At 71.1% G+C, this 23,640-nt stretch carries 19 protein-coding genes and 1 pseudogene; 8 read left to right on the forward strand and 12 right to left on the reverse strand.

Annotated features, from left to right (window positions below):
• Positions 1-168: 168 nt before the first annotated feature.
• Positions 169-924 carry a DUF4124 domain-containing protein gene (locus tag GGR66_RS04040; RefSeq protein WP_184447298.1) on the forward strand — a complete coding sequence of 252 codons (756 nt, stop codon included), beginning with the start codon at positions 169-171 and terminating at the stop codon, positions 922-924.
• On the forward strand, positions 924-1,604 hold the full coding sequence (locus tag GGR66_RS04045) for a DUF4124 domain-containing protein (RefSeq protein WP_184447299.1): 681 nt from the start codon (positions 924-926) through the stop codon (positions 1,602-1,604). Before GGR66_RS04040 ends, GGR66_RS04045 begins: the two co-directional genes overlap by 1 nt.
• Before the next feature lie 182 nt (positions 1,605-1,786).
• Here the strand turns inward: GGR66_RS04045 and GGR66_RS04050 are convergent.
• Positions 1,787-1,867, reverse strand: a pseudogene (locus tag GGR66_RS04050) (tropinone reductase); the annotation flags it as partial.
• 131 nt (positions 1,868-1,998) lie between these two features.
• Positions 1,999-2,772: an SDR family oxidoreductase gene (locus GGR66_RS04055; protein WP_160965935.1), complete on the reverse strand. Its 774-nt coding sequence runs from the start codon at positions 2,770-2,772 to the stop codon at positions 1,999-2,001.
• 87 nt (positions 2,773-2,859) lie between these two features.
• Here GGR66_RS04055 and GGR66_RS04060 point away from each other — a divergent pair, with 87 nt between their 5' ends.
• Complete coding sequence (locus GGR66_RS04060) at positions 2,860-3,066, forward strand: hypothetical protein (RefSeq protein WP_184447463.1); 207 nt, start codon at positions 2,860-2,862, stop codon at positions 3,064-3,066.
• 82 nt (positions 3,067-3,148) lie between these two features.
• Here the strand turns inward: GGR66_RS04060 and sppA are convergent, their stop codons facing one another.
• The 3 genes from sppA to GGR66_RS21110 form a co-directional block, all read right to left on the reverse strand.
• Positions 3,149-5,047 carry a signal peptide peptidase SppA gene (sppA, locus tag GGR66_RS04065; protein ID WP_160965934.1) on the reverse strand — a complete coding sequence of 633 codons (1,899 nt, stop codon included), beginning with the start codon at positions 5,045-5,047 and terminating at the stop codon, positions 3,149-3,151.
• A gap of 76 nt (positions 5,048-5,123) precedes the next feature.
• Positions 5,124-6,494, reverse strand: a complete 1,371-nt coding sequence (locus tag GGR66_RS04070) for an MATE family efflux transporter (RefSeq protein WP_184447300.1) — start codon at positions 6,492-6,494, stop codon at positions 5,124-5,126.
• Positions 6,495-6,656: 162 nt separating this feature from the next.
• Complete coding sequence (locus tag GGR66_RS21110; RefSeq protein WP_255421563.1) at positions 6,657-8,120, reverse strand: hypothetical protein; 1,464 nt, start codon at positions 8,118-8,120, stop codon at positions 6,657-6,659.
• A gap of 430 nt (positions 8,121-8,550) precedes the next feature.
• On the opposite strand from GGR66_RS21110, the gene GGR66_RS04080 reads away from it, so the two are divergent.
• Entirely contained in the window at positions 8,551-10,740 is a 2,190-nt protein-coding gene (locus GGR66_RS04080) for a primosomal protein N' (RefSeq protein ID WP_184447301.1), read from the forward strand.
• A 119-nt stretch (positions 10,741-10,859) separates the two neighbouring features.
• Here the strand turns inward: GGR66_RS04080 and GGR66_RS04085 are convergent, their stop codons facing one another.
• Entirely contained in the window at positions 10,860-12,593 is a 1,734-nt protein-coding gene (locus tag GGR66_RS04085) for a VanW family protein (RefSeq protein ID WP_221236323.1), read from the reverse strand.
• 192 nt (positions 12,594-12,785) lie between these two features.
• On the opposite strand from GGR66_RS04085, the gene GGR66_RS04090 reads away from it, so the two are divergent.
• Positions 12,786-14,090, forward strand: a complete 1,305-nt coding sequence (locus GGR66_RS04090) for an NAD(P)/FAD-dependent oxidoreductase (RefSeq protein WP_160965931.1) — start codon at positions 12,786-12,788, stop codon at positions 14,088-14,090.
• 58 nt (positions 14,091-14,148) lie between these two features.
• Positions 14,149-14,766, forward strand: a complete 618-nt coding sequence (locus tag GGR66_RS04095; protein ID WP_160957604.1) for a trimeric intracellular cation channel family protein — start codon at positions 14,149-14,151, stop codon at positions 14,764-14,766.
• 131 nt (positions 14,767-14,897) lie between these two features.
• Here GGR66_RS04095 and rpoH read toward each other — a convergent pair whose 3' ends face one another.
• The 6 genes from rpoH to rhlB form a co-directional block, all read right to left on the reverse strand.
• The gene (rpoH, locus tag GGR66_RS04100; RefSeq protein ID WP_160965929.1) at positions 14,898-15,776 is read right to left on the reverse strand and encodes an RNA polymerase sigma factor RpoH; all 879 of its coding nucleotides are present in this window, start codon (positions 15,774-15,776) and stop codon (positions 14,898-14,900) included.
• Positions 15,777-15,994: 218 nt separating this feature from the next.
• Positions 15,995-16,726 (reverse strand): uracil-DNA glycosylase, encoded by a 732-nt coding sequence (ung, locus tag GGR66_RS04105; protein WP_160965927.1) that lies wholly within the window; start codon positions 16,724-16,726, stop codon positions 15,995-15,997.
• A gap of 28 nt (positions 16,727-16,754) precedes the next feature.
• The gene (locus tag GGR66_RS04110; RefSeq protein ID WP_160965925.1) at positions 16,755-17,597 is read right to left on the reverse strand and encodes a response regulator; all 843 of its coding nucleotides are present in this window, start codon (positions 17,595-17,597) and stop codon (positions 16,755-16,757) included.
• Between the two features lie 7 nt (positions 17,598-17,604).
• Positions 17,605-18,549: a permease-like cell division protein FtsX gene (gene ftsX / locus GGR66_RS04115; RefSeq protein ID WP_160965923.1), complete on the reverse strand. Its 945-nt coding sequence runs from the start codon at positions 18,547-18,549 to the stop codon at positions 17,605-17,607.
• Positions 18,546-19,232: a cell division ATP-binding protein FtsE gene (ftsE, locus tag GGR66_RS04120; RefSeq protein ID WP_160945586.1), complete on the reverse strand. Its 687-nt coding sequence runs from the start codon at positions 19,230-19,232 to the stop codon at positions 18,546-18,548. Before ftsE ends, ftsX begins: the two co-directional genes overlap by 4 nt.
• 73 nt (positions 19,233-19,305) lie before the next feature.
• Complete coding sequence (gene rhlB / locus GGR66_RS04125) at positions 19,306-21,069, reverse strand: ATP-dependent RNA helicase RhlB (RefSeq protein ID WP_184447302.1); 1,764 nt, start codon at positions 21,067-21,069, stop codon at positions 19,306-19,308.
• A 201-nt stretch (positions 21,070-21,270) separates the two neighbouring features.
• Between rhlB and trxA the strand changes: the two genes are divergently transcribed.
• Both trxA and rho read left to right on the forward strand, forming a co-directional pair.
• The gene (trxA, locus tag GGR66_RS04130) at positions 21,271-21,612 is read left to right on the forward strand and encodes a thioredoxin TrxA (RefSeq protein WP_010341563.1); all 342 of its coding nucleotides are present in this window, start codon (positions 21,271-21,273) and stop codon (positions 21,610-21,612) included.
• Positions 21,613-21,852: 240 nt separating this feature from the next.
• A complete protein-coding gene (gene rho, locus GGR66_RS04135) occupies positions 21,853-23,637 on the forward strand; it encodes a transcription termination factor Rho (protein WP_184447303.1) in 1,785 nt (594 codons plus the stop codon).
• The last annotated feature ends 3 nt before the right edge of the window (positions 23,638-23,640 follow it).

Raw genomic sequence — 23,640 nt, forward strand, 5'->3', positions numbered from 1 at the left:
GGACCGTGGCCCCCTTCTCGGGGGAAGGCGCCCCACGGAGCGGATGAGGGTACGGGCGCAGCCTCGGATAGACAGATCAACGCGTCGGCACTTCGGGACGCCATGACGTCCCGAATCCCAACACCCACCGCCCTTTCCCTGGCCGCCCAAGGCGCGCAAGATGCGCGCATGCGCCTCCTTCTCCGCCCGTTGCTGCTGCTGAGCCTGTCGCCCTGGATCGGCGCCGGCTGGGCGCAACAGACGCAGACGATCAGCAGCGATGGCAGCAACACGTCGGTGCGTATCTACCGCTGCATCGCCGCCTCCGGCGCGGTCAGCCTGCAAAACGCCCCCTGCGAGAACGCGCGCCAGCAGCAGGTGCTGGACATGCAGCGGCCGCGCGACCCGCCGCCGCGGCCGACCACCACCATCAGCACCGATCCGGCACGCGCGGAGGCCTCCCCGGCGCCGCTGCCGCAGCGCGAACTCCGCATCGTCACCGTGCAGCCGCCGCAGCCGATGTACGAGTGCGTGACCCCGGAAGGCGCGCGCTACACCAGCGACGACAACGCCGGCAATCCGCGCTGGGTGCCACTGTGGGCCTATGGCTACGCCGAGGGCCCGTACGCGCGGCCGTCCGGGCGTGGCCCCGATGGCCGTCTGCCGGGACCGCCGGGACCGCCTCCGCACGGTGGCCCGCGCCCGCCGGGACCACCGCCGCCGGGGGTGGCCGCCGGCGCCGGCGTGATCGTGCCGGCCGGCAGCACGATGATTCGCGACACCTGCACGGCACTGCCCGAGCAGGAAGTCTGCGCACGCCTGAGCGACCGCCGCTGGGAACTGATCCGTCGCTACAACAGCGCGCTGCAGAGCGAGCGCCGTGCGATGGAAACCGAACAGCGCGGCATCGATGCGCGCCTGGCGCGCGACTGCGGCGGCAGCTGATGCGCCGCGCCCTCTGCCTCGCCGTGGCGCTGAGCTGCGCCGGCGCCGCGTACGCCGAACCGGTGGTGTTCTATCGCTGCACCGACGCGCAGGACAACCTGACCATCCAGAACGCACCCTGCCCCAAGGGCATGCGCCAGCAGAAGAAGGTCATGCAAGGCGTCAGCAGCGCCGCACTGCCGAGCACGCTCGCCGCCAAGCCCGCTTCATCGTCGCCTCCAAGCACCAAGAGTGCCGCCATGCCTGCGGACGCATCGGCCCCGGCCGACACCACGGCTGCTGTACCGCCACCGCCACCGCCACCGCCACCGCCACCAATGCTGCCACCGCCGCCGCTGTACACCTGCACCACGCGCGAGCAGCAATCCTACATCGGCGAGGTCGCCGAACCGCCGCCGCGTTGCGTCCCGCTGAGCACGACAGACCTGGACGGCGGCCCCAACCAAGCCGGTGGCAGCGCCTGCGAAGTGCTGCGCGACCAGTGCCAGCCACTGCCCACCGAACAGCTATGCGAGGCTTGGAAAAGTTACGTGGCCGAAGCCGAAACGCACTGGCGCTTCGCCGTGCCCGATCATGCCGAGGCGCTGCACACGGAGTTCGAACGTCGCCAGCACCTGCTCAAGGGCAGCAACTGCGGTGCGCCGGATCAGCCTGCGCCGGAGCGGACGACCTCGCCCTGACGCGGTTCAGTCGCATCCGCCGCGGATGGGCGCGGCGCTCGCCGCCATGGCCAGTCCACCACCATGAGCGCGCACATCTTTGTGGGAAGGACTTCAGTCCCGACGACGTATCGCGGGACGTACCGCGCAGCGCCTTTCGCCTGGTGCCCCGCGCGCGCAACCGCCATGCAGCGACTGAACCGCTAGAACGCGTGGCGCAAGAAGCCACCGTCCACCGCAATGCATTCACCGGTGCTGTAGCTGGCCGCCGGCAGGCATGAGAACCGTTCCACCACGGAGAGCGTGCACGCTTGTGGGAGGGACTTCAGTCCCGACAACGTATCGCCCGGACAAACTGCGCAGTGCTTTTCGCCTGGCACACCGCGCACGCCGCCGCCATGCAGCGACTGAACCGCTAGAACCCGTAGCGCAAGAAGCCGCCGTCCACCGCGATGCATTCACCGGTGATGTAGCTGGCCGCCGGCAGGCACAGGAAGCCGACCGCCGCCGCCACTTCCTCCGGTTCGCCGATGCGGCGCATCGGCGTGCGCTCGATCACCTGGTCGTAGTAGTCCGGGTCCGACAGCGGGCCGGAGGTACGGCGGGTGCGGATGTACCACGGCGCCACCGCATTGACCCGGATACCGTCCTCGGCCCATTCGGCGGCGAGGTTGCGGGTGAGCTGGTGCAGCGCCGCCTTGGTCATGCCGTAGGGCGCGCCGCTGCGCACATGGGTCAGCCCGGACACGCTGCCGACGTTGACGATCGCCGAGGCCGCATGCTGCGCCAGCAGCGGGTGCGCGTAACGCGACAGTTCGAACGCGGAGAACAGGTTGGTCTCGAAGATGCCGCGCCACTCGTCCTCGGTGTAGTCCACCGCGGCCTTGCTGACGTTGCCGCCGGCGTTGTTGATCAGCAGGTGCAGGCCGTCGGCATGGTCCTCGACCCAGTCCAGGATCTCGCGGCGGTCCTCGTCGTCGGCGACGTCGGCGGCCAGTGCCAGGATCTCGCGCTCGGGAAAGGCCTCGCGCAACTCGTCGCGCGCCGCTTCCAGCGCATCGAGGTCGCGCGCCACCAGCAGCAGGTCGGCGCCGAACCCGAGCAGTTCGCGTGCGATCGCCAGGCCGATGCCGGCGCTGGCGCCGGTGATCAGCGCGGTCTGTCCGTCCAGCCGCCAACGGTGCTGCATGTGCGTGCCTGTGTGCTCACATGGGAGGCGTAGGATGATACCTCCACCCTCGAGGAGGTCGCCGCCATGTCCGCACCACTGCGCAGGATGACGTTGACATTGCCGCTGCTCGCACTGCTGGCCGCATGCAAGCCGGCGCCGCCGCAACCGCCCGATGCGCCGCCACCGCCGAAGGCCAGCGCGTTGCGCACCGCCATGGCCCAGCCGCTGGACCGCGCCAAGCAGACCCAGGCCACGCTCGACCGCGCCGCGGCGGCGCAGAACGCCGCGCTCGACGCCGCCACGGCGCAATGAAAAACGCCGGCCACTGGGGCCGGCGTTGCAGGGATCAGGCGACGCGCCCGCGAGGGCGCGCCGCCATCGGCTCAGTGCCAGCTCACAGACCGCAGAAGCAGTAGGCCAGCGCCTTCACCGGCGCGCCCGGACGGGTGTCGGCCGCGTCCTTGACGAAGCGCAGCTGGGTGTCCAGCTCCGGCATGCTGCGCGCCAGCAGGGCATGGCCCAGCGCCGAGTCGCTCAGCATCCACACACCCAGGCGGCTGCCGGCGAACCCGCCGACGAACTGCGCGAACGGCGTGGCCGGCTTCTCCACATAGCGCACCCGGTACTTGTCCGGGCCGCCCAGCTTGGCGCGCGCAGCGGCATCGGCCACCGCGTCCTTGAAGCCGCCGAACGCGTCCACCAGCCCGCGCTCCTTGGCCTGCGCACCGCTCCACACGCGGCCGCGCGCCACCTGGTCGATGGCCTCCACCGACTTGCCGCGCGCCTGCGCGACCTTGCCGGTGAAGTCGGCATAGCCCTTGTTGATCACCGACTGGATCAGTTGGCCCACTGCCGGATCCATCGGCCGGGTCACGTCGAACGCGCCGGCGAAGCGGGTGGTGCCCACGCCGTCGGTATGCACGCCGATCTTGTCCAGGGTGCGGGTGATGTTGGGGATCATGCCAAAGATGCCGATCGAGCCGGTGATCGTCGACGGGTCGGCGTAGATGCGATCGGCGTTCATGCTGATCCAGTAGCCGCCGGACGCGGCCAGGTCGCCCATCGACACCACCACCGGCTTGCCGGCGGCCTTCAGCGCCACCACCTCGCGGCGGATCTGCTCGGAGGCGAACACTTCGCCGCCGGGCGAATCCACCCGCAGCACCACCGCCTTGACCTCGTCGTCGTCGCGCGCCTGGCGCAGCAGCGCCGCGGTCGACTCGCCGCCGATGCGGCCGGCCGGCTGTTCGCCGCCGCTGATCTCACCCGCGGCGACCACCACCGCCACCTGCGGCCGCGAATCCACCGGCGAGCGGCGCAAGTCCAACTGCTGCAGGTAGCCGTCCAGGTCAACGTTGCGGTAGCCGGTGTCGGCATCGTCGTCGGCCACGCCGCGCTTGGTCAGCAATTGCTCGACGTCCTCGCGGGTCTTCAGGCCGTCCACCAGCTTCTGCTGCAGGGCGAACTTGGCCAGGTCGCCACCGGCGGCGGCCACGCCCTCGGGCATGGTGTCGATGCCGGCGGTGATCTGCTCGGCGCTGAGCTTGCGCGCCTTGGCGATGTCGGCCACGTAGCGCTGCCACACGTCGTTCATCCAGAACAGGTCGGCTTCCTTGGACGCCGGCGAGGCCGCGTCGAGCACATAGGGCTCGGCGGCGGACTTGTACTCGCCGACCTTGAACAGGTGCACGTCCACGCCGAGCTTGTCCTGCAGGCCCTCGCGGAAGTACTGGCGGTAGCGGCCCAGGCCTTCCAGGGTCATCGAGCCCATCGGGTCCAGGTAGACCTCGTTGGCCTGCGCGGCCAGCAGGTACTGCCACTGGTTCAGATTGTCGCTGTAGGCGACGATCTGCTTGCCGGAGCTGCGCAGGTCCTGCAGCGCGCGCTCCACCTCGCGCATCGAGGCGAAGCCACTGGGCTGCAGCTTGTCCAGACGCAGCGCCACGCGCTCGATCTTCGGATCGGTCTTGGCGGCCTCGATCGCGCGCACCAGGTCGCGCAACTGGATCTCCTGCGCGCCCTTGTCGTTCATCGCCTTGGCCAGCGCGCGGCTGACCGGGTCGGCGCTGAACTGCTCGACCAGCTTGCCTTCCGGCGCGATCAGCAGCGTGGTGCGGTCGCGCAGCGTCTTGGCGCCGTCGCCGCGCGCCATGGCGAACACCATCACCAGCAGGATCAGCAACAGGAAGCCGAAGAACACCAGGTTGAGGATCAACCGGCGGGTGAAGTTCATCACATCCCACAGGCCGACGAAGAAGTTGGCGACGGGGCTGCGACGCACGGGTTGGTTCATGGAAAACTCCGAAGGGAAGGCGTCTTGCGCCTGCGCAGCATACCGGCTGCGTCAGGCGCCGCACATGCGTCTGAAGTCAGGGGGTCGCCGACGCGGCCAGCAGCCGCGCGCTGCTCCAGCGGAAGCGCGCGCCCATCATCACCGCGGCCGCGGTCAGGCCCAGGATCAGGCCGATCCACATGCCCTGCGGTCCCCAGCCCAGCCACAGGCCGAGGCCGGCGCCCAGCGGCATGCCCAGGCCCCAGTAGGAGCACAGGGCCAACAGCATCGGCACGCGGGTGTCCTTGAGGCCGCGCAGCGCGCCGGCCGACAGCACCTGCAGGCCATCGGGGAACTGGAACGTGGCCGCATACAGCAGCAGCGTGGAGGCCAGCGCGGCGACCGCGAGGTCGCTGGTGTACACGCCGACGATGGCGTCGTGGCCGAACAGCAGCACCAGCGCCGACAGCGCCTGGGTGCCGAGCACGATCGCATAGCCGGCCCAGGCCGCACCGCGCACGCCGACCGCATCGCCGGCACCGGCGGCGCGGCCGACCCGCACCGTGGTCGCCTCGGCCACGCCCATCGGCACCATGAAGCACAGCTGCGCGACGTTGATCGCGATCTGATGCGCGGCCGCCGGCACCTCGCCGAGCCGCGCGATCAGCAGCGCGGTGACGATGAACAGGCCGCCCTCCATCAGGATGGTCACGCCGATCGGCAAGCCGGTCTTCAGCAGCCCGACGATCGCGTGCAGGTCCGGCGCCTCGAACTGCGCGAACAGGCGCAACGGCGCAAAGCGCTTGGAACGCGCCAGGTAGATCGCGAAGCACAGCGCCTGCGCCCACATCATGATCGCCGAGGCCATGCCCAGGCCGCCGGCGCCGTGCTCGCGCAGGCCCCACAGGCCGAAGGTCAGCGCATAGCCGAGCGGCGCCAGCAGCAGCAGGCCGCCGAAGCCGAGCAGCATGGTCGGCAGGGTCCAGTGCATGCCTTCGCTGAGGTAGCGCATGCAGAAGTACAGCACCAGCGCCGGCACGCCCCAGCGGATCGCAAGCAGGAAGTCGCGCGCGCCGGGCACGATCTCCGGGGCGATGCCCAGTTGCGGCAGCGCCATCGGCATCACGCTCAGGAACGCGAACATCAGCAGGCCCAGGCCCAGCGACAGCCACAGCGCCTGGCGGAACAGCGGGCCGATCTGCGCGTGGCGCCTGGCGCCGTCGAGCTGCGACACCGAGGCGGTCAGGGCGATCAGGGTGCCGATCGGGATCATCATCGGCAGCCACAGCAGGGCCGTGCCGACCGTCACCGAGGCCAGTGTGCGGGTGCCGTGGTGGCCGGCGATCACATTGTCGACGAAGCTGATCAGGCCGGTGGAGACGTGCCCCAGGACCAGCGGCAGGGCGAGCTGCGCGGTGCTGCGCAGTTCGCGGCCCCGGACCGTGGCCGGGGTGGAAGACGAAAACATTGCAAGACTCTGGCGATCTCGCCACTGCGGCCGCGCAGACAGCGCCGGACACCGGGTGGCGGAGGCCGCGCATTCTACCCGCTGCGGCGGATCACTGCAGAAGAGCCGGGACCCGGGGCCCGGGACCGGGGACCCGGAAAGCCCAAGCGCCGAACCCGCGGCTCAGCGCGCGGCGCGCTGCTTCAACCAGGCCCCGCGGCTGTCGGTGCCCTGCGCCAGCAGGTCGCGGCGCAAGGCCGCGCGGTCCTGCGGCGGGGTGCGTTGCGACAGCAGCGCCAGATGCTCGCGCTGGTCCGCCGGCAGGCTGCGCAGCAGCCCCAGCAGCGCCTGCCGCTGCGCCGCGGGCACGTAGCCCAGCAGCGGCTGCAGCGCCCAGAACTCGGCGCCCAGTTCCGGCCCTAGCAACCAGCCGTGGCGCTCCAGCGCGTCCATCTCGGCAAACTGCGCGTGCAAGCTGTGCTGCTGCTCGATCGGCAGGCCGGCGAAGGCCGTGGCGACCTGACGCAGGCGCGCCTGCGCCGCCGCCGGCAGCGCGTCCCAGGCAGCCTGGCGCGCGCGTAACTGCGCCGGGCTCAGCGCCGGTGGCGTGTTCGCCGCTGCGGCGGGCGCGATGGCCGGGGCCATGGCAGCGGCCGGCGGGTTTTCGGCGGCCTCGGCCAGCTCGGCGGCGCTGGGGGCGCTGCGCTCGATCCGCGGCGGTGGCGCGCCGGCCGCGTACCACGCGTAGAAATCCAGGTCGTAGATCGCCGGCTCCGGCAGCGGCGCCGGCGGTTCGGCCGGCAGCGGCGGCGCGCTGGCGGTGTCCGATTCCGGCGGCAGCACTTCCACCTGCACCGGGCCGGTATCGCCCAGCGCCAGGCTCGCGTCGCTGCCACCGGCCGCGGTGGCGGCACGGGAACGGTGCCACGGCAGGCGGTCCCAGAACACGGTACCGACCAGGGCCAGGACCACGACGGCGATCACCGCTCCGGCCAGGCGCGTGCGCAGGGCCGAGCGCGCCCCGCGGCGGCGCGGACGTGCGGCGGCAGCAGCAGGGGCAGCGGCCTTGGCCGGAGTCGGTGCCGGCGAAGCGATGCTGCCGGCGATCGCCGCATCGCGCAGTTGCGCCAGGGCCTGCAGCCGTGTCGGCGGCAGGTCGCGCAGGCACTGTTGCGCCGCATCGGCCAGCGCACGCCAGCCCGCCGCATCCGGACGCCCACCGGCGTCGCGCGGGCAGGCCCGCGCCAGCGCCTGCTGGTAGTCCTCGGTGGACAACTGCAGCACCTGCGCGGCGAGCGGCTCGTCCAGCCCGGCAACGATGCGCAGCAGCAGCGCCAGGCGGTCGGCCGGCTGCAGGGTACGCAGATGCGCCAACGGCGCCGGCCAGGCGCCCTCGGCGGCATCGGCCTGGCGCAGGGTCGGCACCGCGCCGAGCAGCTTCCAGAATCGCAGCGGCCAGTCGGCCATCGGTAGCGCCGCGGCGTGGCTGCGGAACGCCCGCATCGCCGCCGCCAGGGCCGGCGTGCCGCGTTCGGGCCGGCCGCTCTGCAGGTCGGCCAGGACCGCGGCGCGGCGTTCGATCCCGCGCAGGAACGCGGCCAGGGCGGGCGGTGCGGCCACGCCGTCGGAAGGGGACGTGGCGGTCATCGGAACTCCATCATCGGCGCGATGATAGCGAGACAGCCGCCACACCGCGCGCTTGACAGCTGCGCCCCGATCGGCTCATCCACGGCCACGGCGGCGGCAGGTTGTGCACAGCGCCAGGATTGGCCTGGGACAGGTCTTGTCAAGCCCCCCGGCAAACCATGTTGCATTCGTGTTTCACGGCCAACTTGCTGTTTTATAAAGAACAAATGCGATTGGCGCTTTTTTGTCCAACTCGTTGCAGAGGCTTGTGAGTCCGTCTTCACGGCGTGGAGCATGCCGGTCATGCACAGCTTTATCCACAGCACGTGTGGATAAATTCGATTCTCCAAGCGGGGCAGCTATTTACGACCGGTTTATCAGTTTGCGGGCAGCAATCGCACGCAACTCCTGGCGCCCGGGACGCGCTTGCGGCGACCGCTAGACTAGGTGGATGCCCTCCCCCGCCGCCACGCTCCGCGTCGCCCTGCCCGTGCCGCTGCCGCAGCTGTTCGACTACCTGCCACCGCCCGGCGGCACGGTCGCCGACGGCGATGTCGGCCGCCGCGTGCAGGTGCCGTTCGGCAACCGCGAACTGAGCGGCGTGGTAGCGGCGATCGGCCAGGTCGAGGACACGGAGGGCCTGCGCGCGGCACTGGCCTGGCTGGACCCGGCGCCGCTGCTGCACGGCGAACTGGCCGAGTCGCTGCGCTGGCTGGCGCGCTACAGCCACGCGCCACTGGGCGAGGTGCTGGCCATGGCGCTGCCGGTACCGCTGCGCCGCGGCGAACCGCTGCCCGACACCCACGCCTGGGCCTGGCGCCTGACCGAGGCCGGCGCCAGCCACCGTGCCCGCCCCGGCACCCGCCCGCACCGCTTCGCCGCGCTGCTGGCGGACGGCGCCATGGACGAGGACCGGCTGGACCAGGCGATGGACGACTGGCGCAGCGCCGCGCGGGCGCTGGCCAGGCGCGGCCACGCCGAACGCATCGCCGTGCCGGCCAGCATGGCGGCGCCGCAACCGCAGCCCGGGCCGGTGCCCAACGCCGAACAGCAGGACGCCATCGACGCGGTGGTCGCCGCCGCCGGGTTCGCCCCGTTCCTGCTCGACGGCGTCACCGGCAGCGGCAAGACTGAGGTCTACCTGCAGGCCATCGCCGCCTGCCTGGCGCGCGGCCGCCAGGCGCTGGTGCTGGTGCCGGAGATCGGCCTGACCCCGCAGACCCTGGCCCGCTTCCGCGCCCGCCTGGGGGTGCCGGTGCATGCGCTGCATTCCGGCCTCAACGACAACGAACGCGCCCGCGTCTGGGCCGCCGCGTGGCGCGGCGAGGCGCAGGTGGTGGTCGGCACCCGCTCGGCGGTGTTCGTGCCGCTGCCGCAGGCCGGGCTGATCGTGGTCGACGAGGAACACGACGGCAGCTACAAGCAGCAGGACGGCATCCGCTACCACGCCCGCGATTTCGCCCTGGTCCGCGGCAAGGCGCTGGACGTGCCGGTGCTGCTGGGCAGCGCCACGCCGTCGCTGGAGAGCCTGCACAACGCCGCCGGCGGCCGCTACGCGCACCTGCGCCTGACCCGCCGCGCCGGCGACGCCAAACCGCCGACGGTGCGCGTGCTCGACGTGCGCAAGCGCCCGCTGCAGGACGGGCTGTCGCCGGAGGTGCTGGCCGGGATCGGCACGGCACTGGCCGAGGGCGGCCAGGTGCTGGTGTTCAAGAACCGCCGCGGCTATGCGCCGGTGCTGCTGTGCCACGACTGCGGCTGGACCGCACCGTGCCAGCGCTGCAGCACCCCGCTGCACGCCACGCCGATGACCGTGCACGCCGGCGGCCGGCGCCTGCAATGCCACCACTGCGGCGCGCGCCAGCCAGCGCCGCTGGCCTGCCCGGACTGCGGCAGCCTGGCCCTGCAGCCGCAGGGCATCGGCACCGAACGCCTCGAAGAGCGCCTGGTGCAGGCGTTCCCGGACGTCCCGGTGCTGCGCATCGACCGCGGCACCACCCAGCGCCGCGATGCGCTGGAGACGCAGCTGGCCACGCTCGGCAGCGCCCCCGGCATCCTGGTCGGCACGCAGATCCTGGCCAAGGGCCACGACCTGCCGCAGCTGAGCCGGGTGGTGGTGGTGGGCATCGACGAAGGCCTGTTCTCGGCCGATTTCCGCGCCAGCGAGAAGCTGGCGCAGCAGTTGATCCAGGTCGCCGGCCGCGCCGGCCGCGCCGCGCGCCCGGGCGAGGTCTGGCTGCAGACCCACCACCCCGCGCATCCGTTGCTGCAGACCCTGGTGCACGGCGGCTACCACGCCTTCGCCGCCGCGGAGCTGGAGCAACGCGAGGCCGCGGGTTTCCCGCCATTCGCGCACCTGGCGCTGCTGCGCGCCGAGGCCAAGCAGGTCGAACACGCCAACGCCTTCCTCGCCGCGGTGCGCGCGCTGCTGCCGGTGCAGGACGAGGTGCAGCGCTTCGGCCCGATGCCGGCGCCGATGCCGCGCCGCGCCGGTTTCCAGCGCACCCAGTTGCTGCTCTCGGCGAGCACGCGGCGCGCGCTGCACGCATTGCTGGACGCGGCGGTGCCGGCGATCCACGCACTGCCGCAGGCACGGCGCGTGCGCTGGTCGCTGGATGTGGATCCGCAGGATCTGTACTGAGGCGGCGACGCGTCCTGCAAGACACCGCTAGAGCAACGACGCGTCGCCGAGCAATTGATGTGACCGTCGTGCATGGCAGACCCTGGCCTGCAGGCGCCCGCAACGCCCTCGGGTTTCGCTCAACCCGCCAGGCCCAAGGCGTCGACCACCTGCGCACGCAGCGCGGCGCTGTCGCCTGCTTCCACGCAACGCCACGCGCCGTCGTCTGCGGAAAGGCCGCAGGCGGCGGTGGCGATCACCGGCTTGCCCAGCGCCATGGCCAGCAACAGGCCGCGCGGCTGCTGTTCGATCCAGGCCGGCAGCAACACCAGCGTGGCCGCGCGTACGCCCTCGGCCATCGAAGCAACCCGCTGCACCGTAATGCCGTTCCAGAAATCCGGCGTCTCCTGCGCGCCGGGCGGCAGCAGCAACAGCACCGGCAGGCCACGCACCGCCTCGCGCAGTTCGTAGGCGCCCTTGCGCGCCAGCGCCGAGGCCGCCAGCAGCACCCGCGGTACGGTGTCCGCGTTGACGGCCGCGTGCTCCGCCGCGGCCGCCGTTAGCGCCGGCCGTCGCCATTCCAGCGCGAGACCGCGGCTACCGGCCAGCGCCAGCAGTGCGCGGTGCGGCGTGATCCAGTGCCGCGCCTGTGCCAGTGCCGCACGCTCGGCCTCGACCAGCGCCGGATCGGCGCGGAAATCGCGCAGGGTGGGACTGTGCGGATGCCGCTGCGCGGCCACGTCCAGGCGCGCCTGCAGCAGGTGCATCGGCAAGGCGGTCATGCACACGTCCCAGCGCCGCCCCTGCAACTCGCCGGCCAGCCACAGCTCCGGCAACAGACTCTGCGGGACCACCAGATCGACGTCGCGCGCTCCCAACCGGCGCCGCAGCGCCTGCAGACGGATGCGCTGCGCACGCAGGCGCGCCTGCGGCAACGGCATGCCGCGCCACAGCCACCAGCGACGCACCAGCGCCGCGTGCAAGGTCGCGACGCTGGTGCGCGGCAGCGCCAGCACACGGTCGCCGGGCTGCTGCCGGCGTCGGCGGTCCTCGGCGAACTCCGGCCAGTCTTCGTCGACCAGCCAGGTGCGGTGCAGGCCGTCGGGGACCGCCGGCGAGTGGCGATGGCAGGCGCTGCGGCCGCAGCGGGTGCAGTCGTTGGCGGCGTCGATGCCGGCCGGCGCGGTACGTCGCTGCAGCGGCGGCAACGGCAACGCTGCCGGCATCGCGGCACCGCCGCGGATGCGCACGTGCAACGCCTCGCCGTCCAGCCATACCTCCAGCCGCCACGGCGCGGCGGCGCGCAGGCGCAGGTCCACGTAGTTCCAGAACACCACCGCGTCACGGTCGCGCTCGGCCAAGGATCCGGCAATCACCTGGGTGTGGCGGTGCCGCTCGACGATCTCCAGGCCCTGCCGCAGCGCCGCGTCGTAGATCGCATTGGACAACTGGCACAGGCCGCCGCCGATCGACGGCACCAGGCAGCCCTCGCGCAGTTCGCGGCCGGCGACGAAGCCGCGGCGGCGGGTGGCGCGGCCGAGCTGGCGCCAGAAGCTGAAGGTCGCACCGGCCGGCACCTCCACGCCATGCAGCGCACGCGCGGCCAGCCGCAGGTTGTGGATCTTGCCGGCCACCAGTTGCGGCGCGGTTTCCTCGCTGGCGGGCCACAGCGCAGTGACCGATTCGGCGGAGGTGCCATCGGCGATCGCCAGGCCACCATCGCGGCGATGCTTGCGTGGTCCGTCGCGCAGATCGCGCAGCGCGCGGCGTCCTTGCAGCGCGCGGGTCTTGGCCCAGAACAACAGGCTGCGCCAGCGCGACGGCAACGGCGCCTGCGGCGACACCGACACACGCGATTTCACTGTCGCTGACATGACCGTGCGTCCTCCGTGTCGCTGACCGCGCTTTGCATCGCGCTACTATACGAGCATGCAGGTCCGGCCCTCGACGATCGCGCAGCGCCCCACTGGCCGCGCGCGTTTCCGCGGATCGGTGCGCCACGCGCGCTTACGACCGCCACGCCGACATCGGACACCTCCGCTCCCCTCCCCCTCCTGGAGTCCTGCATGGACGACACACGCGTGCCGCACCTGATCGTGGTCGGCGGTGGCTTCGCCGGCTTGTGGGCCACCCGCGCCCTGGCCAAGACGCCGCTGCGCATCACCCTGATCGACCGCCGCAACCATCACCTGTTCCAGCCGCTGTTGTACCAGGTCGCCACCGCCGGCCTGTCGGCGCCGGACATCGCCGCGCCGCTGCGGCAGATCCTGCGCCACCAGGACAATGTCGAAGTACGACTGGGCGAAGTCGTCCACATCGACAAGCTGGCGCGGCAGGTGCGCCTGGCCGACGGCCAGGCGCTGGACTACGACTACGTGCTGGTCGCCACCGGCGCCACCCACGCCTATTTCGGCCACGACGACTGGGCGGCGCATGCGCCGGGCCTGAAGACCCTGGACGACGCGCTGCAGCTGCGCCGGCACCTGCTGCTGGCGTTCGAGCGTGCCGAAGCGGAAACCGACCCCGCCGCGCGCGCGGCCTGGCTCAGCTTCGCCATCGTCGGCGGCGGCCCCACCGGCGTCGAGCTGGCCGGCACCCTGGCCGAGATCGCCCGGCACACGCTGAAGCACGAGTTCCGCCGCATCGACCCGGCCGAAGCGCGGGTGCGGCTGATCGAGGCCGGGCCGCGGGTGCTGTCCTCGTTCCCCGAACACCTATCTGCCAAGGCGCAGAAGCAGTTGGAAAAGCTCGGCGTGGAAGTGCTGACCGGGGTGCCGGTCGCCGAGATCGACGCCCATGGCTATCGTCTCGGCAGCACCTTCGTGCCGGCGCGCACCGTGGTCTGGGCCGCCGGCGTGGCCGCTTCGCCGCTGGCGAAGACGCTGCAGACGCCGCTGGATCGCAGCGGCCGCGTGCAGGTGCAGCCGGACCTGAGCGTGCCCGGCCATCCGGAGCTGTTCGTCGCCGGCGACCTGGCCGCGGTGCAGCAGGCCGACGGCCGTCCGGTTCCCGGCGTGGCACCGGCGGCCAAGCAGATGGGCCGCCACGTCGCCGACACCCTGCGCCGACGGCTGCGCGGCGACACCGCCAGCGTGCCGTTCCGCTATGCCGACTACGGCAACCTGGCCACCATCGGGCGCATGGCCGCGATCGTGCACCTGGGCCGGCTGCAGCTCTCCGGCGTGCTGGCCTGGTGGTTCTGGCTGGCCGCGCACGTGTTCTTCCTGATCGGCTTCCGCAACCGCGTGGTGGTGCTGCTCAACTGGGCCTGGGCCTATTGGAGCTACCAGCGCGCCGCGCGGATCATCCTCGGCGATCCGCCGGCAGCGGAGGAAACGCAGGCGCAGGCCGCGCCGCCCGCGGACAGGTGACACTGCACGGTCGGGCTGCGATCCTAGCCGGCCTTTTTGCTGCGGCGCAGTGCCCGTCTTGGCGACCTTCCTGTTCCTGCTCGACCTGCTGGGCACCTTCGTGTTCGCGATCAGCGGCGCCACCGTCGGCGTGCGCCATCGCCTGGACCTGTTCGGCGTGCTGGTGCTGTCGTGCGCGGCGGCGGTCTCCGGCGGCATCGCCCGCGACGTGCTGATCGGCGCCACCCCGCCGGCAGCGCTGGCCGACGTGCGCTACCTCGGCGTCGCCTGCCTGGCCGGGTTGCTGGCCTTCTACCGTCACCACACGGTCGAGCGCCTGCGCAATCCGGTGCAGATCTTCGACGCGATGGGCCTGGCGCTGTTCGCGGTGTACGGCACCAGCAAGGCGCTGGCGTTCGGCCTGGGCCCGCTCAGCGCGCCGCTGCTGGGCATGCTCAGCGGCATCGGCGGCGGCATCGTCCGCGACCTCCTGGTGGCGCGCACGCCGGTGGTGCTGCAGGCCGAGCTGTACGCGGTGGCGGCGCTGCTCGGCGGCGGCGTGGTCGCCGCCGCGCAGGTGCTGCACCTGCCGCAGCCCTGGGGCCTGGCGGTGGGCGCGGTGCTGTGCTTCGGCCTGCGCTTCATGGCGATCCGCTACGGCTGGCACCTACCGGTGGCGCGTCCGCCGGAGTCCTAGCCCAGCGTCACGCGCGCGCGGTTGCGCTTGCGCACTCGGCAGTCGCCGCTCCACGGTGCCGCCCAGAGACAAAAGAAAAGGCCCGGCAGTGCCGGGCCTTTCGTGCGTTGCTACTGACCGCCGCAGGCGACTCAGGCGACGAACAGCGCCTTCATCTTCTTCAGCGCATTCGCCTCGATCTGGCGGATGCGCTCGGCCGACACGCCGTACTCGTCGGCCAGCTCCTGCAGGGTGATCTTGCTGTCGGCATCCAGCCAGCGGCGCTTGATGATGTCGCGCGAGCGCGCATCCAGTTCCGCCAGGCCTTCGCGCAGCAACTGCAGCTGGTTGTCCTCGCTGTCGGCGCGTTCGTAGGCCTGCGAGGGATCTTCCTCGTTGGCCATCAGATACGCGGCCGGCGACGGCGGCGCGTGATCGTCGTCCTCGTCGGACGGCGCATCGAAACCGATATCGCGACCGGACAGGCGCGATTCCATCTCCATCACCTCGCGCTCGGACACGTTGAGGTCCTTGGCCACGGCGGTGACCTCGGCCGCGTTCATCCAGCCCAGGCGGGTCTTGGACTTGCGCAGGTTGAAGAACAGCTTGCGCTGCGCCTTGGTCGTGGCGACCTTGACGATGCGCCAGTTCTTCAGGATGTACTCGTGCATCTCGGCACGGATCCAGTGCACCGCGAAGCTGACCAGGCGCACGCCCATCTCCGGGTCGAAACGCTTGACCGCCTTCATCAGGCCGATGTTGCCTTCCTGGATCAGGTCGCCCAGCGGCAGGCCGTAGCCGTTGTAGCCACGGGCCACGTGCACCACGAAGCGCAGATGGGAATGGACCAGTTCGCGGGCCGCGTCCAGGTCTTCCTGGTCGCGATAGCGCACCGCCAGTGCGTGTTCCTCGTCGGACGTCAGCACCGGGATCTGGTGCACGGCGCCGATATAGGCATCCAGCGAACCGAGCGGACTGGGGATCGGGAGGTTGTTGGCAACCAATGCGTTGGAAGTAAGAGTCTGGCTCATAGGGCTCATCTTAGCAGTCTACTAATTGGACTGCTGGGTACAGTAAAAAGTTCCTGTGTTCTGTTTATGCAACATATGAATCAGGAATGACACTGCATCACAAGCCGTTGAAACAATCGGGACGCATCGTCATCCCGTTCTCTGACCGCCAAAGTAGCAGCCGGTTCGCGAAAATGGCGTCCACGCCAGGCGACAGCGGCGTGCCGTCCAACCGGGGTTCAGGCGCCGCGCAGCGCCGCCTCCAGCTCCGCGCGCGGCGGCAGGCTCCAGTCGATCGGGGTCGCGCCGCGCCGCCGCAGGTACTCGTTGGCAGCGGAGAAATGCTTGCAGCCGAGGAAGCCGCGGTGCGCCGACAGCGGCGAGGGGTGCGGGGCCTTGAGCACACGGTGGCGGCGGGTGTCGATGACCTTGCCCTTGGCCTGGGCGTAGCTGCCCCAGAGCAGGAACACCAGGCCCTCGCGCTCGCGGTTGAGGGTTTCCACGACGTGGTCGGTGAAGCCCTCCCAGCCCTTGCCCTGGTGCGCGCCGGCACGGCCTTCCTCCACCGTCAGCACCGCGTTGAGCAGCAGTACGCCGCGCTGCGCCCACGGCAGCAGACAGCCGTGGTCGGGCCGGCGGATGCCGAGGTCGTCCTCGATCTCCTTGTAGATGTTCAGCAGCGACGGCGGCACCGGCACCCCCGGCAGCACCGAGAAGCACAGCCCGTGCGCCTGGCCGTAGCCGTGGTACGGGTCCTGGCCGAGGATCACCACTTCCACCCGCTCGAACGGGGTCGCATCGAAGGCGGCGAAGATCTGCCGCCCCGGCGGGAACACCCGCGCGCCGGCGGCCTTGCGCTGGCGCAGGAACGCGGCCAGTTCGCGCATCTCCGGGCGCAGCAGCCAGTCGCCGACCTGCGCCTTCCAGGACGGTTCCAGCTGGATCCGGCTTTCGTCTTCGTTGTTGCTCATCGCTTCCAGGCTCGGGACATCACATCGGTCAGAAGGTCACGGCGATCTCGTCGAGCCGCGCCAGGCGCAACTGGAACAGCACCTTGGTGACCAGCAGGCGCTCTTCGATCGGTTTCTGCACCAGGTCGTTGGCGCCGGCGCGCAGCAGCTCGGACTGGGTGTGCGGATTGCTGTCGCCGGTCATCACCAGCACCGGCATGCGCCGCTTGCCGTAGGCGAAGTCGACGCGGATGCGCTGGACCACGTCGCGGCCGTTGAGCTCGCCCTTGAGGGTGACGTCGGTCAGCACCAGGTCGATGCGGCGGGTGGTGCGGCCCAGCGACTCGGCGGTGAGCAGGGCGAACGCGTCCTCGGCGCTGAGCACGTGCACCACGTGCAGGTGCTGGCGTTCGAGCATGCGCTTGGTCGCCTCGGCCACCACCCGGCTGTCCTCGACGTAGAGGACGGTGGCGCCGGCCACCGGCTGCGGCTGCACGTAGCCGCGGATGAAGGTGGCCAGCGCCTCGTGGCCGAGCGCCTTGTCGAAGTAGTCGGTGACGTACTCGGTGAAGCGGCGTTCGACCAGGTGCTGCTGGGCGTCGCCGGAGACCACGATCACCGGCACGTAGGCCTGCCCGGCGGCTTCGCGCACGCTGCGCGCCAGGGTCAGGCCGTCGCCGTCGGGCAGCCCCAGCGAGGTGGTGACCAGATCGACCGGGCCGGCCTCCAGCGCGGCGCGCGCCTCGGCGATGCTGGCGCAGCCGACCACGGTCACGTCGGGCAGTTCGCGGTGCAGCACGTCGGCGATCAGCTTGCGCACCAGCTTGGAGCCATCGACCACCATCACCCGGGGGGCGGCGCTGATCAGATGCTTGAGCTCGTGCCCGGCCATGTGCGCCTCAGGTGTCGGTGGGCCGCGTCTGGCGCAGGAAGTGGCCGGTCACCAGCCAGGCGCCGAGCCAGCCCAGCAGCAGGGTGCCGAGCAGGACGAAGCCGGCATGCAGCGCGTCCAGCCCATGCAGCACGAAATGGCTGCCGTAGCTGTCGGCCAGCGCCGCCAGCGGCTGGCCCAGCGCCATCCCCGAGGCGGCGAGCAGGCCCAGCGCCAGCACCCCGGCGCCGAACCCGTACCAGGCGCCCAGGTACAGGAACGGGCGGCGGATGAAGCCGTCGCTGGCGCCGAGCAGCTGCAGCACGCCGATCTCCTCGCGCCGCGACTGGATGTCCAGGCGCACGGTGTTGCCGACCACCAGCACCGCACCGGCGCCGAGCAGCAGCGACAGCACCTGCACCAGGCGTTCGCCGAAATGCAGCCAGCCGTCCAGGCGCTTGCGCCACAGGGCGTCGTGCTGGACCAGGTCGGCCTGCGGTAGCGCGGTCAGCGCGGTCGCCAGCGGCGTGTCGTCGGCCGCGGCCGGGGTGACGATCAGCAGCGTCGGCAGCGGATTGTCCTGCAGCGCGTCCAGCGCCTCGCCGAGGCCAGCGCTGTCGCGCAGCTCGGCCATGCCCTCGGCGGGCGTGCGCAGCGTTACCGCCGCCACGTCGGCGCGGCCGCGCAAGGTCTGCGCCAGCGTCTGCGCCGCGGCGGCGTCGACGTCGGTCTTCAGGAACACGTTGATGTCGCGCGACTGCTGCACGCTGCCGGCGAACTGCTTGAGGTTGTCCAGGGCGATCGACAGGCCCAGCGGCAGGGTCAGCGCCAGCGCCATCACCGCCATGGTCAGCAGCGTCGCCCACGGCTTGCGCATGGCGCGGCCAAGGCTGTAGACGATGCTGTGCAGGTGGTGGTCCCACCACACACCCAGCCGCGAGGGCGCCGCGGCGCCGGCGTTGCGTGCGCTCATTCGGCCAGGTCCTGCGGGGAGATGTCGTCGATCAGGCGGCCGTGGTCCAGGATCAGCACGCGCTTGCGCATCTGCTTGAGCAGCGCCAGGTCGTGGCTGACCACCAGCACGCTGGTGCCGCGCGCCGGCAGTTCGGCGAACAGTTGCATGATTTCCGCGGCCAGGGTCGGGTCGAGGTTGCCGGTGGGCTCGTCGGCGACCAGCAGCCGCGGTTCGCCGACCATCGCCCGGGCAATGCCGACGCGCTGCTGCTCGCCGGCCGACAGCTGCGACGGCAGCGCCTTCTCGCGGTGGCCCAGGCCCATGCGCTCGAGCACCGAGCGCACGCGCTTGCCGATCTCGGCACGGCGGGTGCCGCGCAGGATCAGCGGCAGCGCCACGTTCTCGGCGATGCTGCGGTCGGTGAGCAGGCGGTGGTCCTGGTAGACCACGCCGACCTCGCGCCGGTGCAGCGGCACGCGGCGGCCGCGCACCTTCAGCAGGTTGCGCTCGCCGAACAGGACGGCGCCGCGCGAGGGCCGCTCGCTCAGGTGGATCAGCTTGAGCAGGGTGCTCTTGCCCGCACCGGAATGGCCGGTGACGAACAGCATCTCGCCCTCCTCGACCTCGAAGCTGACGTCCACCAGCGCCGCGTGGCCGCCGGCGTACTGTTTGCTGACATTGTCGAACCGCAGAACGCTCATCCGGCGATTATGCCGGAGCGGCCCGGGTGTTCGTCCACCGCGCGCGTCGCACGCGGCGGACGGCCGGTCCGGATCAGGAGCTGGAGACCAGCGAGCGCAGCTTGCGGCCCAGGCGGGTCAGGAACGAATCGTTCTTCGCCGCCGCACTGCGATCGGCCTGGCGCGCGGCCTTGACCGGGGTGGCCACGACCTGCACCGGCTTGGCCGGGGCGGCGGGCGCCGGCGTGGCGCTGCCGTTGCCGGCCGGTGCGCCCTCGGCGCCTTCCAGCGGACGTCCGCCGCGACGGCGGCGGCGCTTGCGCGGCGCACGCTCGCCTTCGACCGCCGGCGCAGCACCCTCGGCCGGCGCAGCACGCGGCGGCTTGGGAGCGGGCGCCGGCGCGGCAGCGGCCGGCGCGCTGCCGTCCGCGGCGGCGGTGCCGGCGTCGGCCGGACGCGGCGTGCGCGGACGCCGCGGCTTGCCGTCGGCGCTGCGCGAGGACTCGCCACGGCCGCCCGGGCCGCCGCGGCTGCCGCCGGGCTTGCCGCGACCGCCGCCACGACGCTGTTCGTCGGCCTCGCGCTGGGCGCGGGCCTCGCGGAAGATCTCGCCGATGCTCTGGTCGTCGTCATCGGCCTCGGCGGCCTCGCCCTCCACCACCGCACGCGGGGTGCGCGGCAGCGCCACCAGCAGTTCGGCGGTGACCGGCTCGACCGGGATCTTCTGCTCGATGTAGGCCTCGATGTCCGGCAGGCTCATCGCGTAGCGCTCGCAGGCGAAGCTGATCGCGTCGCCCTCCTCGCCCAGCCGCGCGGTGCGGCCGATGCGGTGCACGTAGTCCTCGGCGTCGAACGGCAGGTCGTAGTTGTAGACATACTTGACCCCGTCGATGTGCAGGCCGCGCGCGGCCACGTCGGTGGCCACCAGGATCTCCAACTGGCCCTTCTGGAAGCGGTTGAGCAGGGTCTCGCGCTTCTTCTGCGGCACGTCGCCGGACAGCACGCCGACCCGGTAGCCGTTGCGCTCCAGCGAACGCGCCACCCGCTCGACGAACGCCTTGGTGTTGACGAACACCATGGTGCGCGCACCCTCGCTGCGCGACAGCAAGCCCAGCAGCAGGGTCAGCTTCTCCTCGTCGGAGGGGAAGTAGATGCGCTGGCGCACCCGCGCGGCGGTGATGCTCTCGGTCTCGACCACGAGCTTTTCCGGCTCGTTCATGTGTTCGTAGGCCAGCTCCAGCACGCGGTGGCTGAGGGTGGCCGAGAACAGCAGGGTCTGCCGGGTGCCGCGCTCGGGCATGCGCCGCAGCAGGAAGCGGATGTCCTTGATGAAGCCCAGGTCGAACATGCGGTCGGCTTCGTCGAGCACGCAGATCTCGCAGGCGTGCAGCGACACCACCTTGTGCTGCTTGACGTAGTCGATCAAGCGGCCGGGGGTGGCGATGATCACGTCCACGCCCTGCTGCAGCAGTTCGCGCTGCTTGTCGTAGTCCACGCCGCCGTAGACCAGGGCGAAGCGCAGGCCCAGCTCGGAGCCGAACTTCACCGCATCCTTGTGGATCTGGATGGCCAGTTCGCGGGTCGGGGCCAGGATCAGCGCGCGCGGATCCTCCGGTTTGCGGTCGGCCAGCGCCGGGCGGCTGAGCAGGCGGTTCATCACCGCCACCAGGAACGCCAGGGTCTTGCCGGTGCCGGTCTGGGCCTGGCCGGCCACGTCGCGGCCGGGAAGGGCCACCGGCAGGGTCAGCGCCTGGATCGGGGTACAGCGGGTGAAGCCGGCGCTTTCGAGGCCTGCGAGCAGCGCGGGCTGCAGTTCGAACGCGGAAAAAGTCACATCGGTCAGCGGTTTGTCGCTCATCATTCCATCTTCGTGAGGCCACCCCGCCCGAAGCGTAAGGTCGCGGCTTGCATCGGTCCCGGCAGCGTCGCACACTGGCGTCTTCCATGCCGGGTCGCGCGACAGGGGGAATCCCTTGAGTTCGCCGCGCAATGCCCCAGTTTACCGCAATGCGGCGGCCACCCGGTCCGGCCAGTCGCATTGGCCCAGGAGATACCCCAAGTGAGCGACAAGGTCCTTTACGTCGGCGACGCCGATTTCGATGCCACGGTGCTGCAGTCCGACGAGCCGGTCCTGGTGGACTTCTGGGCCGAGTGGTGCGGCCCGTGCAAGATGATCGCGCCGGTGCTGGACGACCTCGCCGACGCCTACGACGGCCGTCTCAAGGTCGCCAAGGTCAACGTGGACGAGAACCGCGCCACCGCGATCAAGTACCACGTGCGCTCGATCCCGATGCTGCTGCTGTTCAAGAACGGCCAGATCCAGGCCACCCAGATCGGCGCCGTCGGCAAGGGCCAGCTGACCCAGATGATCGACAAGACCCTGGGCAGCAGCGCCGCCTGACGCCCGCTGCCGGCACCGCTCCGCAACCGGAGCGGCGCCGCGGCAGTCCCGTCGGCGTTCATCGCCGGCGGCTGAATCGCCCACAAACGCCTGCTTGCCGTGCTTGCGTGGCGGTGATAGTGTCGATGCATCCGGTGGCATTCGCACACCGCACCCCCTCTGGAAGATTCTCTCCCAGACCTCCTCCCAACCCCGTATGCCCCCACGCTGGGCGCTCGCACTCTTAGCGAGGAACACCACTTGTCCGATCACACCATGTCCGAACCCGGGAGCGCCGACGCCCCCGCCGAGAAGCGCGTGCGCAAGCCGCGCGTCAGCAAGGCCGCAAGCGGCGCGGAAGGCGCCGCCGAGCACGGCGCGCCGGCGCAGCCGAACTTGCCGCTGAACCCCGCGCCCGTCCAGGCCGAAGCACCGCGTCCCGCAGCGCCGGAGTCGGCCCCGGCCGCGAGCGGCGGCCAGAGCCACGGCGGCGGCGACGCGCCGGCCCATCAGGGCGGCGGCCAGGCGTCCGAAGGCGGCGAACCGCGCGAAGGCCGTGAGCCGCGCGACGGCGGCGGCAACCGCTTCAACAACCAGAATCAGAACCAGAACAACCAGAACAACCAGCAGGGCAACCGCCGCGATCGCTTCCGCAATCGCCGCGACCGCGACCGCAACCAGCGCGGCGGCGACCGCTTCCAGGACAACGGCCTGCCCAGCGACAACGGCGCCAACGAGCCGTTCGTGCCGCGCCCGCACGCCAACGTGCCGGAAGGCTTCCCGATCTACTCGCTGAGCGACCTGAAGAAGATGCCGGCGCAGAAGCTGCTGGACATCGCCGAGCAGCTCAACATCCAGGACGGCGTGGCCCGCGCGCGCAAGCAGGACGTGATCTTCGCCCTGCTGAAGGTGCTGACCCGCCACGGCGAAGGCGTCGCCGCCGATGGCGTGCTGGAAATCCTGCCGGACGGTTTCGGCTTCCTGCGCGCGGCCGAGGCCAGCTACCTGGCCGGTCCGGACGATACCTACATCTCGCCCAGCCAGATCCGCCGCTTCAACCTGCGCACCGGCGACCACCTGTCCGGCCGCATCCGCTTCCCGAAGGACGGCGAGCGCTACTTCGCGCTGTCGATCGTCGACACCATCAACGGCGAGCCGCTGGAAGCGAGCAAGAACAAGGTCCTGTTCGAGAACCTGACCGCGCTGTTCCCGCGCAAGCGCTTCACCCTGGAGCGCGGCAACGGCTCCTCGGAAGACATCTCCGGCCGCATCCTCGACCTGATGGCGCCGCAGGGCAAGGGCCAGCGTGCGCTGATCGTTTCCCCGCCCAAGGCCGGCAAGACCATGCTGATGCAGCAGGTGGCCACGGCGATCACCACCAACCATCCGGACGTGCACCTGATCGTGCTGCTGATCGACGAGCGCCCGGAAGAAGTGACCGAAATGCAGCGCACCGTGCGCGGCGAGGTCATCTCCTCGACCTTCGACGAGCCGGCCGCGCGCCACGTGCAGGTCGCCGAAATGGTGATCGAGCGTGCCAAGCGCCTGGTCGAACACAAGAAGGACGTGGTGATCCTGCTCGACTCGATCACCCGCCTGGCCCGCGCCTACAACAACGTGGTGCCGTCCTCCGGCAAGGTGCTCAGCGGCGGCGTCGACGCCAACGCCCTGCACCGCCCGAAGCGCTTCTTCGGCGCGGCGCGCAACGTCGAGGAAGGCGGCTCGCTGACCATCATCGCCACCGCGCTGGTGGAAACCGGCAGCAAGATGGACGAGGTGATCTACGAAGAGTTCAAGGGCACCGGCAACAGCGAAGTGCACCTGAACCGCCGTATCGCCGAGAAGCGCGTGTACCCGGCCATCGACATCAACCGTTCCGGCACCCGCCGCGAGGACCTGCTGATCGAGCCGGAACTGCTGCAGAAGATCTGGATCCTGCGCAAGCTGCTGCATCCGATGGACGAGATCGCGGCGATGGAGTTCCTGCTGGACAAGATGAAGAACACCAAGTCCAACGACGAGTTCTTCGGTTCGATGAAGCGCTGAGTC

The sequence above is a fragment of the Xanthomonas sp. 3498 genome, from assembly GCF_014199795.1.
Classification (GTDB): Bacteria; Pseudomonadota; Gammaproteobacteria; order Xanthomonadales; family Xanthomonadaceae; genus Xanthomonas_A; species Xanthomonas_A rydalmerensis.

What these genes read in the sequence shown, in the direction of transcription:
- GGR66_RS04040 (WP_184447298.1), top strand. Translation starts at nt 169, where the DNA reads ATGCGCCTCCTTCTCCGCCCGTTGCTGCTGCTGAGCCTGTCGCCCTGG.
- GGR66_RS04045 (WP_184447299.1), top strand. Translation starts at nt 924, where the DNA reads ATGCGCCGCGCCCTCTGCCTCGCCGTGGCGCTGAGCTGCGCCGGCGCC.
- GGR66_RS04055 (WP_160965935.1), bottom strand. Translation starts at nt 2,772, where the DNA reads ATGCAGCACCGTTGGCGGCTGGACGGACAGACCGCGCTGATCACCGGC.
- GGR66_RS04060 (WP_184447463.1), top strand. Translation starts at nt 2,860, where the DNA reads ATGACGTTGACATTGCCGCTGCTCGCACTGCTGGCCGCATGCAAGCCG.
- sppA (WP_160965934.1), bottom strand. Translation starts at nt 5,047, where the DNA reads ATGAACCAACCCGTGCGTCGCAGCCCCGTCGCCAACTTCTTCGTCGGC.
- GGR66_RS04070 (WP_184447300.1), bottom strand. Translation starts at nt 6,494, where the DNA reads ATGTTTTCGTCTTCCACCCCGGCCACGGTCCGGGGCCGCGAACTGCGC.
- GGR66_RS21110 (WP_255421563.1), bottom strand. Translation starts at nt 8,120, where the DNA reads ATGACCGCCACGTCCCCTTCCGACGGCGTGGCCGCACCGCCCGCCCTG.
- GGR66_RS04080 (WP_184447301.1), top strand. Translation starts at nt 8,551, where the DNA reads ATGCCCTCCCCCGCCGCCACGCTCCGCGTCGCCCTGCCCGTGCCGCTG.
- GGR66_RS04085 (WP_221236323.1), bottom strand. Translation starts at nt 12,593, where the DNA reads ATGTCAGCGACAGTGAAATCGCGTGTGTCGGTGTCGCCGCAGGCGCCG.
- GGR66_RS04090 (WP_160965931.1), top strand. Translation starts at nt 12,786, where the DNA reads ATGGACGACACACGCGTGCCGCACCTGATCGTGGTCGGCGGTGGCTTC.
- rpoH (WP_160965929.1), bottom strand. Translation starts at nt 15,776, where the DNA reads ATGAGCCAGACTCTTACTTCCAACGCATTGGTTGCCAACAACCTCCCG.
- ung (WP_160965927.1), bottom strand. Translation starts at nt 16,726, where the DNA reads ATGAGCAACAACGAAGACGAAAGCCGGATCCAGCTGGAACCGTCCTGG.
- GGR66_RS04110 (WP_160965925.1), bottom strand. Translation starts at nt 17,597, where the DNA reads ATGGCCGGGCACGAGCTCAAGCATCTGATCAGCGCCGCCCCCCGGGTG.
- ftsX (WP_160965923.1), bottom strand. Translation starts at nt 18,549, where the DNA reads ATGAGCGCACGCAACGCCGGCGCCGCGGCGCCCTCGCGGCTGGGTGTG.
- ftsE (WP_160945586.1), bottom strand. Translation starts at nt 19,232, where the DNA reads ATGAGCGTTCTGCGGTTCGACAATGTCAGCAAACAGTACGCCGGCGGC.
- rhlB (WP_184447302.1), bottom strand. Translation starts at nt 21,069, where the DNA reads ATGAGCGACAAACCGCTGACCGATGTGACTTTTTCCGCGTTCGAACTG.